The following is a 14,780-nucleotide window of genomic DNA, read 5'->3' on the forward strand; positions in this document are numbered from 1 at the left end:
CGTATTAAATATAAAATTGTCTTATTAAAAAGTAAATAAAGTGGCTGGAGCCATCAAATAACGAAGCTTGTCTAATGTAATCGCTTCTAATTGATGAATGTCCTGTCTTGATAAATTGTGACGATTAGCTAATTCATCCAATGTGGCTTTTTCCTGTGTCAACCAGCGATGTATAAGTACATCCTTACTAATGTGGTCTAGTTTATTCAGAGCAAATCGTAATTCTCTAGAAAGGTGTTTCTTCCAATTCTCCTCTTCATGCTGAGCTGCGGAGTCGATGTAAAAAGAACCTAGAGCACTATCCTCAATATAATTATCAAATGTATCGTCATTCTCATTAAGTAAGGATTCAGATTGACTGGCTGCGCCAACATAGTATGGAAGGCTATTAAACGTCTCTGAACGGTATAACTTGGTTGGAGTTGGCATATTCTCTCTTAGATAGGATGTGGTTAACGTTGGGAGAATATTAAGGTACTAAGCCATCTTTGTTATCAGCAATTAATCATACTATGCTAATCTCAATATAATCCTTTTAAAACAATGAGATAAATTAATTTTTTATTGAGTTTTTATCTTGCTTTTATCTGATTTTTATCCTGAAATTAATACTTATTTGATGATAACTTTTCAGCAGAAGATTATTAGATATGATTTATATGGCCTTTATTCATTCAGATTTGTTATCCGTTATGATCATCTTAATTAATCAACTAACGGATAAGAAAATGAAAAAAGCACTTCTACTATCATTAATGGCAATTGCGGTTGCTCCGCAAGCTTTCTCTCAAAACTTAATCATCGACACCAAAGGTTTAGATCAGGAAAAATACAGTGCTGATATGTATCAATGTGAACAATTGAGTAGCCAAGTGCAGTTGCAACAAACACAGAGCACAGGCAGAACAACGATTAGACATGTCGGCAGGGGAGCGGCTCTAGGTGCTGGCGCAGCTGCAATCGGCGGTGGCTCAGGTTCAACAGGCGCAGAGATAGGCGCGGGCATTGGACTGGTGACGGGGTTTTTAGGCGGTTCAGCGCAAAAAGAACAAGCTTCTATGCAATATTCAGGAGAAAAAGACAAAGTGATGAGAAACTGTATGACTGAACGTGGTTATACCATCCTTAACTAAAGTAAAGCGAACACAAGGTGAATGAACTCAAACATAAAAGGCACGGTAACCTCAGTTACCGTGCCTTTTGTGTATCTGGTTGCTAGTTTCTAACGAGAGCTCAGTTCTATTTTGGTCTTTATATCCGATAAATCACTGTTGAAAAATAAGACTTCAGATAGATCGAGTACTAAAGTGGTCGAAGCCTCTAATACCGCATAGTAATAAAGCTCTTCTGCTGCATCTCGATTACCCGTTAACTCTGCTTTTTTAGCACTTAGAATATAAAAAAGAACCGAACGACGATTTGGAGGTATCGCATTAAGTAACGAATTTGCTGCTACAGTATCATCCTGTGATAAAGCCATCATTACCATAGCCTCTATTACTCTTGGAGTATTACGTCCTTCTTCGGAGAATGACGAAAATTTCCTTAGTGCTCTTTCATTTTGCTCTGCAATTAACGTTGTATTATCTTGCTTGGGATTCAAATACATATAAGAAAGGTTATAAATATAACCCGAAGCCACAATGTAAGGATTTTCTGGTGCGTAAATCTCAGCTTGTTTTATCAGGTCAAGAGCTTCTAGCTCTGAAGTACCATGGTAGGTAGCCGAGTAGGCGGTCAAGATTGAGTTTAATGCGACGCTATCATCAGGTAATTCATTAACTAGTTTCGCTATCTGTTGTTTATCGATATCAAGATTGAATGAATCCAGTAAATCATCCAACGACGATTTTATAGATCTTTTCAATGCTTGATTAGATACATCATATTTGCGGTCTAAATGCTTATGTTTCGATATACGATTGAAATACTCTATCTCTAACCGTTCTTTATTTTGATTTGTACTGCTTTTAAAGTGAATCTCATTTGCCGCTAACTTGGCAGCGGGACCATCATAGATAATCCGAAAATCTTGATATGTTTTTAAAAAGTCTAATAACGTTTTGATGACACCGACTTTCAAATCATCTTTTCTTACATCATCATCAATAATCACATGAATGTATCTAGGCTCAAGAGATAAATAACTTGGTGTTTCAACGATATCTTTTGTCGCTACATGTGTGCTTGGGGCTTGGTTCTGATTAATAAAAAACCAAGAGACTATCACGGCAAAGAGCACAGCAACGGTAATCAGCAAAGGTGCTTTTTTTACGTTAGTTGATTTGGGCTCTTTTGTCTGTGCCTTTGGTGGCTGTACTGGCGGATGACTAGGTTTAGTAGGCTCGACTAACTGTGTTGAGGTCTGCGCCTGCTCTTCAGCAACCGGGTCTTCATTGAAAGCTTCAGGTTGTTCCACCTCTTTGGTCTCTGCGATAACAGACTCTGCAGATTCTGTTTCAGGTTGCACTTCGCCTTCATTTGAATAGTCCGATGTTTCAGTTTCTAGCGATTCACTTCTAAAAACACTATCAATCAATACTTTCGGAGCTTCGATTGTCCGATCAACAGTAGCGTCTAATTTATAACCTCGTTTGGGCACCGTAACAATATATCCATGAGGGTGATTCCCATGCTGTTTGAGAATTTTACGAAGCTCAAAAATAGCTTGCGTGATAACTTGATCAGAAAGAATCGAACCATTCCACACTTCGTCAATCAGCTCGTCTCTGGAAAAGACCGTATCAGGGTATTCACAAAGGAAATGAAATAGTTTGGAAAGTCTATTGTCAATAACAATGGTCTCTCCATCTAGGATAAACTTATCCTCGTAGGGAACAAACAACCATTCGTCGAATTTATACTGCACTTTTTGATTCTTCATAAATTCTATCAAGACTCTCTATAACTTATTGTATTTAGTTAAAAACTATAGGATAGAATTGTACAAAAAACAAAAAAACTCGATAATTTTCATTATCGAGTTTTTTTTAGGATCAATAGCTTATTTTGCGCTTAAATACGCTTCGTAGTAGCCTTCTAACGTCAAGTTGATTGCTGAAGAAATCTCTGCGTAATCAGACTCTGGTAAATTCGCTAATGAAACTCGAAGCGACCATTCAGGAGCATCGAAACCACCACCCGGCATGACGACAATCGCACTTTCTTCTGCCATGCGAACCAAGAAATCCAATGGTTCAAAATTCTCTTTCATCCAAGTAAAGAAGTCTGCGTTATACACTGAAGAAGCCAAGTCCTGAATATCAATCTCTACATAATAGAAAGCACCACTTTCATCGTCTTCGCTCACAATTGGTTGTGTTAGCGATTTTTCCATCAAAGTATGGTAGCGAGAGCGTACAATTTGTTTCGCGTGTTGTTGATATTCCTGTCCACCTTCAAGCAGTGCAAGAAGAGAAAATAGTGACATTTGGATCTGTTGCGGTGTTGATAAACCTGCGGTGTGGTTGAGTGCAACCGCTCTACTGTCTGCTACCAAACGATCAATGAACTTGATGTTAGCCGGATCCAAACTAATCCCACTGTATCGTTTCGTAAGTTGATTACGGGTTGACTCTGGTAAGTCGGCAATCATTCGGTCAAAAACATTCTCTTCGTTTACGGCAATAACACCCAAACGCCAACCCGTTGCGCCAAAGTACTTCGAGTACGAGTAAACCAAAATTGTATTCTTTGGTGCCAGCATTGCTAGGGATGTGAATTTGTCAGTAAACGTCCCATACACATCATCGGTAAGAAGAATGAGATCTGGGCGTTCATTGGCAATATCCGCAATTTTTTGTAGTGTTTCATCACTTAGCTTAACCGAAGCTGGATTGCTTGGATTGACTAAGAAGAAAGCTTTGATTTTAGGGTCACGTAGTTTCTCTAACTCGCTATCCGGGATCTGCCAATGGCTTTCTTCAGTCGCCATGATCTCAACTTTATTGAGGCTGTAATCCTCAAGTTCAGGCATTTCAATATATGGAGTAAAAATAGGAGCACCAATGGCAATGCTATCTCCCTTGTTCAGGAGGTGATTCGCTTTCAACGAGTTAAAGATATACACCATCGCAGCGGTGCCACCTTCAACAGCAAACAAATCAAAGTGAGAAGCAGGAAGAGTATCTTTATACCCCATCTCTTGTTCGATGTACTTTCGTGAAATAAACTCGCTATTTTTCAGCATACGATCCGGCACAGGATAATTATCACCTAAAATACCTTCTACCCACTCATATATAAGCTCATCGGCATTAATTTTATGTTCAACAGTTAAAAAACTGAACGCGTTAAGTAGAAAACGAACACCGTCTACTTGTTCATTATCTTCACAAAAAGAAAGGAATCGTTCCGAAATACCATTTTTTTTACTAGTACCACCAAACCCAGGGTATTGAGAAAATGTTGATTTAGATTCTTGAAGAGCAAAAAGTCCTAATTGGAAAAATGCATCTCTTGGCTCTGTTGCAATCCAATTGGGATTTCCACGACCTGCATTTATCATTGAATGTTCTTTATTATTTTCTGCTAGTTCAATTAAAGTATTTTTTACTTCAAAAGGGCTTAATGTTTCTAATTGCTTTTCTGTATTACGGTTCATTTCTATATTCCGAATTAATTTTCATGATGATTACGATTACAACTGAAGTTATAGGACTATTTATTGCTTGTTTTATGATGCAAACGTGAAGCCTTCTTATGGCTATGCTTTTTATCATGATGTTCTTTATCATGATGACCATCAGCGTGATGATTAACTAAATGCTTATGACCTTCATTCTTACCACCATGTTTTTGGTGAGGATGACTCTGTTCTTTATCTTTAAAAACAAGATGGTCTTTATTATGCTTGTGTTCAACTTCTGTTCCGTATGCACGTTGCATCTTTTCTGATGTTGCATGTTTAGTGTGTTGGTGATTGTTTGACATGTTTTGCTCCTCATTTAGTTCTCGTACACTTTACGACTGCGTGAGATCAAAAACATGCATTCCTCATCATAATTTTATCTTTTATAATTTCATTACAACTTACTTAAGTAATTGTTTTTAATAACTTATATTGAACTTAACTAATGTTAGATATTCTTTAAATGACATTAGCTCAGAGTGACTATAAGAAATAATGAGATTAGATAATAAAACATCACCAATTTATTAAGACTTAGAATGTTACAACGGAGTACTGAATAGACGATTGTGAGATCAACAGCTGTATAAATTATTTCACTTAACAAGTTCATTGACCAAAATTTAGAAATTGGTCAATGAATAAGTGCAACACTCAACGAACTTTAATAGCAAAGGTAGGTAGGTAGTAAGTAAGTAATAAAGGGAGTCAGGTAAGTAGTAAGTAATAAGGGGAGTCAGGGAGTCTACGATGTTAGATACCCCTCTAGCGGCAAGAAACGCAATTGATTTACGCACTCACCGCCACTGGATTTTTAGAGTATTAAATTACTTTTTGTACAAGGTAATCGTAAGAAGGTTGAATAAATTCATTCTGCGCTTTAATGGTTTGCAACTCCCACTCTCCACAGTCTTGAGTCACTTTTAATACACCAAACGCTGCATTGTGCGCATGCCCAAAAGCATCGACTGCCGATAAACCTTTTGATAGACCCGCTGAAAACAAGCCCGTGATCAAATCACCAACGCCCACCGGCTGTTTGGCAAACTCCAATTTAGGGCGCTGAGCTAAGTAAGTGCCTTCCGCTGTTGCCAACATCATCAAGAAATTTTCATCCGACAGGCTATGTAAGTGTTTCACTAACACCACTTTCGGACCTTTACTCAATGCCAATGCACACGCCTTCACCGCATCATCAAGTGATTCAATCTTCATCCCTGTAAATTGAGTCAGTTCAAATTGATTCGGAACGATCACATCGGCGATTGGCATCAAGCTGTTGACCAATTTATCGGTCACTTCGTCAGGTACAATACATCCTTTTTTAGGGTCCCCCATCACAGGGTCGCACACATACAATGCCTGTGAGTTACGCGCTTTAAGAGTATTCACCGCAGTCAAAACGGAATCACATTGAGCCGCATTTCCTTGATAGCCGGAGACTAAGGCAAAACATTGATCAAGCTGTTCGATATTATCCAAACCTGAAATCAAATGGTCAATGTCCGAGGCGTCAAACGCTCGTCCCGTCCAACCTTGTTGATATTGTGTATGGTTAGAATATTGAACAGTATGAATTGGCCACACCTCAACGCCCATTCTTTGCATTGGAAAAACGGCAGAGCTATTACCAGCATGACCGAATACAACATGTGATTGAATTGAGATAATATTTGTCATCGAATGCTTCTCTTTAATGTTTAGTAGATTAAATAATGTCAGTTAGTAAGATGCCAACACCGATACGTTGGTTGTTGTAGTCATAATCAATCAAGCTTTCACCATAGCCTTGGAAATATTGTACGTAACCGCGTACATGGTTCAATAACGGGAAGCTAACACCCGCTTCAATACCACCGTAGCCTGTTTTGAAGTTGTAGTGACCCACGCCAGTGAACTCTAGTACGTCATATTTGTACGCTGCCGTCACTTCATAGTGACCAAGGTAGTCCTCAATATCGGTGTTATCACTGTCCATGCCGCCCAGGTTGTACCAAGGTTCAACGTACATCATAAAGTTATCTTCCTCGTAACCCACACCCGCATAAATACGGTTCCAGCTTCGGCTTAGCTCATCAGTACGACCGTTTGATTCGTGTTCATAACCAACTCGAGAGAACCACAAGCCCTCCCCAGCTTCGATAGGCAATTTTGTTTCGTAAAACACTTCTGGGCGATAATTCGTATCACGAAACGGTGCTGAAATATCAGACGAGTACGCCTGCCAAAATGATTTCAGTGTAAAACCAAAATACAGCTCATCACTTTCATTGAAGATATCGTCCGTAATCAAAGGCACTTTAAAGCTTATCTGGAATTTGATTTCTTCATCGCTCAAACCATCGGCTGCATCACCGAACACCTCAGAATTGTATGGGTTTTTATTCACCGCTTTCATATGAGTGATCGGGAGTACGTAATTCTGACGATAAGGCGTAATAACAAAAGGGTTATCTGCCGTTTCTTTTTCTAATTCATGTCGTGTTGTGTCTTCAGCTCGTCCAACTGTTTTTTCTTGCTCACACTGAGCTTTAATTTGTTCTAAGCTGTCTTGCTCAACATCCATATGGATTTGACGTAATACACAATTATCAAACGTTTGTTCAGAGTCAGTTCGAGTATCATCAGCCATAACCGGTGACGCAGCTAAAGAAAGAAGTAGTAGTAAAGCTTTAGACTGCGGAGAAGGTTGATTAGTACGGGTTATGTCAGTGTTCATCGTTCGCTACCTTTCATATCGTTAAGTAAGTTTCGAAATGAATAATGCGCGATACATTCAGCTAATAAATAAAGTAAATTTCATTTTCTGGTAATCTTTAAATCATTTATGATTTTCTCTCTGACATACAAAAATAAAACTTTTCAAAATATAAATAATACATTTTAAATAAACAAATTCAACAACTTGCATGGCATCTCACTTTAAGGCGCATAGTTTATGCGAAAAAATAAAATGCAGATAATACAAAAATGACAGTTTGGTTTATCCCGGCGTGCGACTATTTATAAAAACAAACAGCGTTATCGAACTAATGTCGATGATAAGCACCGTTACATTGCAAGCGACTCCTTATCCTATATAGAGACTGACGTACCAATCTCTATATAGATCACCACGATTAAAGTTTGCTAGTGCATAACTTATCTAGCGAAAACCAATTGTAATTGAGCTGCGTTTTATCGCTAATCTTGCTACTCACAAGCTTCTGCAACGCTTGGTTTTTCACGAGTTGCTCTTTATCACTGTCTAAAGAAGAAAGGAGCACGTCGCGCTCCACGCTATCAAGCATTTCGTTTGCTAGCACACGAAAAATGGACTTGGTGTAGATCAACCGAAATACAGTATCATCTTCGTTCTCACCTAGCACGTGAGGATAAACTGACAAGAATAGGTTGTTCAAATTCAATTGGCTAATGGCACTCTTATGCTTGTTTTTAACTTTACGCACTAGTTGTTTAACACGACGTTTAGCAATATCTACTTCCGTTCTAGAAGGTATTAATTGGTAAGAAAGCCAAAGCACAATGAGTCCAACCATATTCGCCACTAATGTATTTAAGAAATGAGCAAAATCAAAACTAGGAATACTCGTTGTGGGGACAAGATTACCCCAAGAAAACAACGAGACCATCATGATGATTTTTAACAACGATTTGCTTTGATTAAACCAATACGCCATGATGTAAACGCCTACAAACCCCACCGTATAAACAATAATTGGTGAACCTATTGGCATCACAATAAAATTCACTAAAAAGGCAAATCCTCCAGCCAAAAACTGGGCATAAATGTTTGGACTAAATGCTTTTTCTGCGCCAGGATTTGCAGCAAAGACCGATACCACCATACCAGCCATTATCATTGCCCCCATTCCATCTTGCCACTGCAATTCAATCCACATAAATGACAATAGAAAAAGTGCTAGTGCTGCTCTGAACATATTGATTAGCACCAAGTAGCCATCAGTAAAATCGCTAATTTTATCAACAAATTGTGTCTCACTAGTTTCTACCAGGCCGTTTTGCTGCGAAAAGCTGTCAAGTTGGGCAGCAAAATGCTTAACTTGAAAGTGGAAAAGTGAGAAAAAATCGCTTTCTGTCAGTGACCACTCTTGTGCAAAATTTGCTTCAAGTATGAAGTCATTCTCTTGCAATGCCTGCCATGCCTCTTGAGTCATCCCTACCGAATTGCCCACCTTACGAAGTTCAATTCCCATAATGGCAATATTAATGCAATCATAGAAACTGGCACGACTTGAGTTCTTCGTCGCCGTACTGGTTTGACTGCCAAAGATTTCATCATCCACTGCCAGCCATTTTCGGCCAATCATCGTCAAAAAACCTCGAATCAACTTAGTGACAGAGGACGCATCCGATTGAAAAAGTGTCTTGATAAAATGAATTGTCTGCTTTTTTATAAACGTCAGCTCACGCTTATCATCCGGGTACGGGACCATGAGACTGGCCACCATCGACATCAAGATCCCAAACAAGATACCGACACATCGTAACTGTACGTGATCAAAGAGATTAGCCATATTCGGGTCCGCTGCCACTGGGAATCCAACCAATGACAATGTCACGCCCACAATGGCAAACATATACGAAACTCGGTGATGAAAATAAGAAGCGATGCCAAGGCTAACTACAATGCCCAAAATAATGAAGCTGTTAAAAAGCCATGCATCAATCAAAGTTACACTTGCGATGAGCAACACATAAGCGCCCCCCATAAAAGTGCCCGCAATGCGCGCCATGGCTTTTCGGATGCTTGCTCCCCGAGTACCGGTAATTTGAATAATGGCTGTGGTCATCATTGCCGTTCCAGTGGAGTCCGAATCAAACAGCTGCGACAAAACCCAAGTAAACACTACGGCAACAGCAAAACGAAAACCAAAAATGGCAGAGTCAGGATCGAGCCACTGGCGTGCCCAATTGAGTAACATCATTGAATGGTAACCGAGACAGTGGTGCCCGCAATCAGCCTTTCATTTGCGACGACTTCATTTGGAATACTAATACGAACAGGTACACGCTGTGCTAAACGCACCCAAGGGACAGTGGGATCTACATTTGATACCAAGCCAGAACTATCGGCACTTTGATCGGTGATCGCACGTCCAATCCCCTCCACTTTACCTTCAAAGGTGTCACCAGAAGAGTAAGGTGTGATGGTTACAATCGCTCCTTCTTTAATTTCTTTGATTTTGTTTTCGGTAAAATAAGCTTGAATGTAATAGGTATTGCTTTCCACCAATGCCACAAAGGTTTCGCCAGTATTAATAAAGTTACCTTGGCGTTGTTGAAGATTGGTGACATAACCATCTTGTGGCGCAATCACTTGGGTTCGGCTCAAATTTAGCTCCGCTTTTACTAGGTCTATTTTCGCCTTCTTATACTCAGCTCTGTCGGCATCAACTTGCAACTTCTCTGACATTACCTGTTCAGGTGAAATCAATCGCGAAGACAGTAATTTCAAGTCACGACGATACACATTCTTAGCTTGATTGAGTTCAGCTTCTGCCTTGAGCATTGAAAATTTTGCGTCAGAGACATTATGCTGATAATCCGCATCATCAATGGTAAACAGCAAATCACCCGCATTCACAAACTGATTATCTGTAACCGCAATGCGAGTAATTTCTCCCGACACCTTTGGTGAAATTTGTGCAATCTCAACGTGTATTTTTGCGTCACGAGTCCACAATGAATCTGTGTACGCAACCCAAGAGGTATAACAAGTCACACCTGCGCCAATAACAAGAACGGTAGGTAACAACACTTTAAATACATTCATTTTATTTCACCTGTAACAATAAAAGTTGCCCGGCAGCAATAATGACCAGGCATAATTCACACAAAGACGGGTTGATTATTTTTTTCTTTCTTAGAACATCACCAAATAAATACTTAACTGCCATTAATGCAAACAAACTAACAATGACCAGTATCATAAAACCAGGTATATAAACGTTGCCAAATAATAATTGATCTTTCATTCCAAAACCCCAAGTAACGATATTTAATATTGAGCGGAAAGTAGATCTTATTAATACCACCATGGCAAAATATTTAGTCAACCTTGCTAACCACTCTCGATAAGTTGTAAAGAAGTTTATCGGTGAATGGACATAAAAAAATCACACCAGAATCAGAATCTCATCATTTTAATCTGCCAATAAATATCAAGGTGCTGATTTATAAGTATTATATTTTTTGATATAGCCTTTTACAAAATCATACCGCTTCTTTTTAGGATCTATCAACATCCGATTTGAGTAGAAAAATGGCTATTGCCTTCAATGAACGATTGTTACCAACATCAGATCAGAGAACTAAACTTAGCAAGTTAAAATCTAAAGGAATTATTATCTTATCATTTTAAACTTAATTATTTTTATCTTAACTTTTAATTATTGCTATTTTATTTTCTATTGATGGTTTTATTTTCTTATTAAGCAATAATTCATCTCGTCCTAACCAAGACCGGTTTTAAAAATAAACAAGCCTGTCCTGATTACTAATTATATAACGGAGAAGAAAATGCTAAATAACGAACACAACAATCAAATCGATGATGATGTATTTGCAGACAAATTACTCGATACCACTATTAATAATCACGTCTTTCCGAGTGATGAGTCTAATCCAGACGCCGCATATCAATTAGTTTCTGATGAATTAATCCTAGATGGAAACTCTCGTCAAAACCTAGCGACTTTTTGTCAAACTTGGGTGGATGACAATATCCATAAAATCATGGATGAGTGCATCGATAAAAACATGATTGATAAAGATGAGTACCCACAAACAGCAGAAATTGAAGACCGTTGTGTTCGCATGCTAGCTGACCTTTGGAACTCACCTGATGCAGAAAACACGATGGGCTGTTCAACAACAGGTTCAAGTGAAGCTGCAATGTTAGGCGGTATGGCAATGAAATGGCGCTGGCGCGAAAAGCGTCGCAAAGAAGGTAAATCAACAGACAGACCAAATCTGATTTGTGGCCCTGTTCAAGTGTGCTGGCACAAATTTGCAAAATACTGGGATGTTGAGCTTCGTGAAATCCCTATGGAAGGTGACCGTCTTCTGATGACGCCTGAAGAAGTTCTTGCTCGTGCTGATGAAAATACCATCGGTGTGGTACCGACACTGGGCGTGACATTCACTTGTCAGTACGAACCTGTAAAAGCCATCGCGGATGCACTAGATAAGCTAGAAGCAGAAACAGGTCTTGATATTCCAATGCACGTTGATGGCGCAAGTGGCGCATTCATCGCCCCATTCTGCGACCCAGAACTTGAATGGGATTTCCGTATTCCTCGTGTGAAATCTATTAATGCATCAGGCCACAAATACGGTCTAGCTCCTCTTGGTGTGGGCTGGGTAGTGTTCCGTGAAGCAAGTGATCTACCGGAAGATCTTATTTTCCGCGTTAACTATCTTGGTGGCGACATGCCAACGTTTACTTTGAATTTCTCTCGTCCTGGCGGCCAGATTGTAGCTCAATACTATAACTTCCTGCGCCTAGGTAAAGAAGGGTACAAACGCATCCATGATGCTTGTTACCACTCAGCTCAATACCTATCAGACGAAGTGGCGAAATTAGGCTTGTTTGACATTATTTATGATGGACGAGGTGGTATTCCGGCAATGAGCTTTAGTTTGAAAAAAGACATTGATGCGGACTTCAACTTGTTTGATTTAAGCGATGCAATTCGCGCTCGCGGTTGGCAGATTGCGGCGTATTCAATGCCGTCTAACCGTGAAGACTTGGTCATCATGCGTGTGCTTATTCGCCACGGTGTGAGTCGTGACATGGTTGATCTATTGATTAAAGACCTTAAGCGTACGATTGAAAAGTTTAACAAGTTCCCTGTTGTGAACTCTGTTGATGAAGACAGCGCAAGCTCATTCAACCACGGTTAATCCGAACGCAATTTGGGGCTATTCACTTAGCCCCAATCATCACTTAATGAAAAACAAACAAAATCACCATTAACGTCTTTGAGGTTCCAATGACATTCTTATCCAAACTGTGCCCGACAAAATTTGTCAGACATGTATTTCTAAGCTTGCTTGCCGTATTCATGCTCGCTGGCACTATTAATATTGACGCGACGCAAGCGACGCCTTCTTTTAATCTCATCAATTCGGCGCAAGCACAAGAACAGGCATCTACGCAAAAAACAGACACCACTACTGTAAAAGCGGCCGTAAAAGCACCAGTAAAAGCAGAACCAATGTGGATTGTGAAAGTATTCCGTGAGCACCAAGCGCTGGCTATTTTCCTGACTCTAGCTGTGGGTTACTGGGTAGGGTCTATCAAATTTGGTCACTTTAGCCTTGGCGCAGTAACAGGCACTTTGATTGCCGGTGTATTAATTGGTCAGCTTGATATTTCGATATCATCGCAAGTTAAATCAATTTTCTTCACGCTCTTTTTGTTTGCTGTCGGCTATGGCGTAGGTCCACAATTTGTTCGAGGTGTCGCAAAAAATGGCGCCCCACAAGCTATCTTTGCCGTGGTTATTTCACTATTGTGCTTTGCTGTAACCTATACAGGCGCAAAGATGGCCGGTTATGACGTAGGTCTAGCTGCTGGTCTTTGGGCTGGCGCACAAACAATTTCAGCCTCTATTGGTCTTGCAACCGATGCGATCAACTCATCAGGTGCTGCCAATACTCAAGAGTTACTCGATCAAATCCCTGTGGCTTACGCAATTTGTTACCTGTTCGGTACTATCGGTACAGGCATGATTCTCGCGTACGTAGGGCCAAAACTGTTGGGTATTGACCTAGAAAAAGTCTGCAAAGATTACGAACAAGAAATGTCAGAAGGCACACCTGAAGAAGGTATTGCACGAGTTTGGCATCGCACAGAATCTCGTACTTATGAAGTTCAAGACAACATCAACAACAAAACGGTAGCTGACTTTGAAGCTCAGCACCAAGAAGAGCGTTTGTTCATAGAGAAAATTAAACGCAATGACCAAATGATAGAGTTTGATGCAACAACTCCACTTATGGCAAAAGATGTAATTGCATTAACCGGTCACACAGACGCATTAGTTCATGCTCAGCAGTATCTGACAGAAGTCGTTGATGATGAGCTAGATAATCTGCCTCTTGAAACGGTCGATCTTGTCGTCACCAACAAAACATTTGCTAACCGCACTTTGGTTGAACTAGCAAAAGAAGATTACACTCGTGGTGTTTACCTAAACAAAATCACTCGTGGCGCGGCGGGTCAAGAAATCCCAATGCTTGCTCAAACGGATATTCATCGCGGCGATGTATTGTCAGTGACTGGTACCGCTCTTCATACCGAGCGTATGGAAAAAGCGGCAGGTCACGTTGATAGAACAACAACAGAAACAGATATGGTCTGGGTTGGTTTATTCATCGTTATCTTTGGCCTGCTTGGCGCATTGGTGGTTAATGTTGACGGCGCACCTGTTACCTTGTCGGTATCCGGTGGTGTGTTGGTCGGTGGTTTAGTACTAGGCTGGTTACGCTCAGTACACCCAACGTTTGCTCGTCTACCACAACCAACACAATGGTTTATGAACTCTGTTGGTCTAAACATATTCATTGCTATTGTCGGTATTTCTGCTGGTCCTGGCTTTGTTGCAGGCCTTAAAAGCGCTGGAGCAGGTCTGTTTGTTATTGGTGCAGCAGCAACAGCAATCCCAATGCTATTAGCGCCATTGATTGGTAAGTACATCTTTAAATTCCACCCAGCACTGAACTTAGGTATTTGTGGTGGTGCTCGTACCAGCACAGCGTCGGTTGCGATGGTTGGAGAAAAAGCGAAAAGTAATATCCCAATGCTTGGCTACACCGTACCTTACGCTGTATCGAACACACTACTAACACTCATAGGCATGTTCATGGTGCTGTTCTACTAACATATGATTTATTGATAATTAAAGCCTCTTGCTACTCGCATGAGGCTTTTCTTCATTCATGCAACCTTCCTTCGTCTCTGAGCGGAAAACTGGGCATAAACGAGTGAGAAGCTAACTCATGACTTGATATAAAAACCTAGTTCAAGCATTCACCAAGCTAGCATGGCCCTCGAATCTCAAGTTAGAAGCCGTCCAAATTGCCCTTCAATCGTTATCCCCTCTTCTTTTACTGATCTATT

Annotated in this window: 12 protein-coding genes; 3 read left to right on the forward strand and 9 right to left on the reverse strand. The window is 40.1% G+C overall.

Annotated elements, in window-relative coordinates; translation table 11 throughout:
* Positions 1-24 precede the first annotated feature (24 nt).
* Positions 25-429 (reverse strand): sigma factor-like helix-turn-helix DNA-binding protein, encoded by a 405-nt coding sequence (locus tag AACW75_RS16110; RefSeq protein WP_145568974.1) that lies wholly within the window; start codon positions 427-429, stop codon positions 25-27.
* Between the two features lie 299 nt (positions 430-728).
* Here AACW75_RS16110 and AACW75_RS16115 point away from each other — a divergent pair, with 299 nt between their 5' ends.
* Positions 729-1,133, forward strand: a complete 405-nt coding sequence (locus tag AACW75_RS16115) for a glycine zipper family protein (protein WP_029225015.1) — start codon at positions 729-731, stop codon at positions 1,131-1,133.
* A gap of 89 nt (positions 1,134-1,222) precedes the next feature.
* Here AACW75_RS16115 and AACW75_RS16120 read toward each other — a convergent pair whose 3' ends face one another.
* The 8 genes from AACW75_RS16120 to AACW75_RS16155 all read right to left on the reverse strand — a co-directional run bounded on the left by AACW75_RS16120 (position 1,223) and on the right by AACW75_RS16155 (position 10,629).
* The gene (locus AACW75_RS16120) at positions 1,223-2,884 is read right to left on the reverse strand and encodes a winged helix-turn-helix domain-containing protein (protein ID WP_145568973.1); all 1,662 of its coding nucleotides are present in this window, start codon (positions 2,882-2,884) and stop codon (positions 1,223-1,225) included.
* A gap of 120 nt (positions 2,885-3,004) precedes the next feature.
* Positions 3,005-4,603 carry a bifunctional aspartate transaminase/aspartate 4-decarboxylase gene (locus AACW75_RS16125; protein ID WP_145568970.1) on the reverse strand — a complete coding sequence of 533 codons (1,599 nt, stop codon included), beginning with the start codon at positions 4,601-4,603 and terminating at the stop codon, positions 3,005-3,007.
* Positions 4,604-4,659: 56 nt separating this feature from the next.
* Positions 4,660-4,932 carry a hypothetical protein gene (locus AACW75_RS16130; RefSeq protein WP_145568968.1) on the reverse strand — a complete coding sequence of 91 codons (273 nt, stop codon included), beginning with the start codon at positions 4,930-4,932 and terminating at the stop codon, positions 4,660-4,662.
* A gap of 520 nt (positions 4,933-5,452) precedes the next feature.
* On the reverse strand, positions 5,453-6,310 hold the full coding sequence (gene pdxY / locus AACW75_RS16135) for a pyridoxal kinase PdxY (protein WP_145568966.1): 858 nt from the start codon (positions 6,308-6,310) through the stop codon (positions 5,453-5,455).
* A 28-nt stretch (positions 6,311-6,338) separates the two neighbouring features.
* On the reverse strand, positions 6,339-7,349 hold the full coding sequence (locus AACW75_RS16140; protein WP_145568964.1) for a phospholipase A: 1,011 nt from the start codon (positions 7,347-7,349) through the stop codon (positions 6,339-6,341).
* A 400-nt stretch (positions 7,350-7,749) separates the two neighbouring features.
* Positions 7,750-9,579 (reverse strand): FUSC family protein, encoded by a 1,830-nt coding sequence (locus tag AACW75_RS16145; RefSeq protein WP_145568962.1) that lies wholly within the window; start codon positions 9,577-9,579, stop codon positions 7,750-7,752.
* Positions 9,576-10,427, reverse strand: a complete 852-nt coding sequence (locus tag AACW75_RS16150) for an efflux RND transporter periplasmic adaptor subunit (protein WP_017074694.1) — start codon at positions 10,425-10,427, stop codon at positions 9,576-9,578. Before AACW75_RS16150 ends, AACW75_RS16145 begins: the two co-directional genes overlap by 4 nt.
* 1 nt (position 10,428) lies before the next feature.
* On the reverse strand, positions 10,429-10,629 hold the full coding sequence (locus AACW75_RS16155) for a DUF1656 domain-containing protein (RefSeq protein WP_017074693.1): 201 nt from the start codon (positions 10,627-10,629) through the stop codon (positions 10,429-10,431).
* A gap of 544 nt (positions 10,630-11,173) precedes the next feature.
* Here AACW75_RS16155 and AACW75_RS16160 point away from each other — a divergent pair.
* A complete protein-coding gene (locus tag AACW75_RS16160; protein ID WP_237297477.1) occupies positions 11,174-12,559 on the forward strand; it encodes a glutamate decarboxylase in 1,386 nt (461 codons plus the stop codon).
* An 89-nt stretch (positions 12,560-12,648) separates the two neighbouring features.
* Entirely contained in the window at positions 12,649-14,541 is a 1,893-nt protein-coding gene (aspT, locus tag AACW75_RS16165) for an aspartate-alanine antiporter (RefSeq protein ID WP_145568960.1), read from the forward strand.
* The last annotated feature ends 239 nt before the right edge of the window (positions 14,542-14,780 follow it).

It is taken from the genome of Vibrio sp. L3-7 (assembly GCF_963898195.1).
Lineage (GTDB): Bacteria > Pseudomonadota > Gammaproteobacteria > Enterobacterales > Vibrionaceae > Vibrio > Vibrio echinoideorum.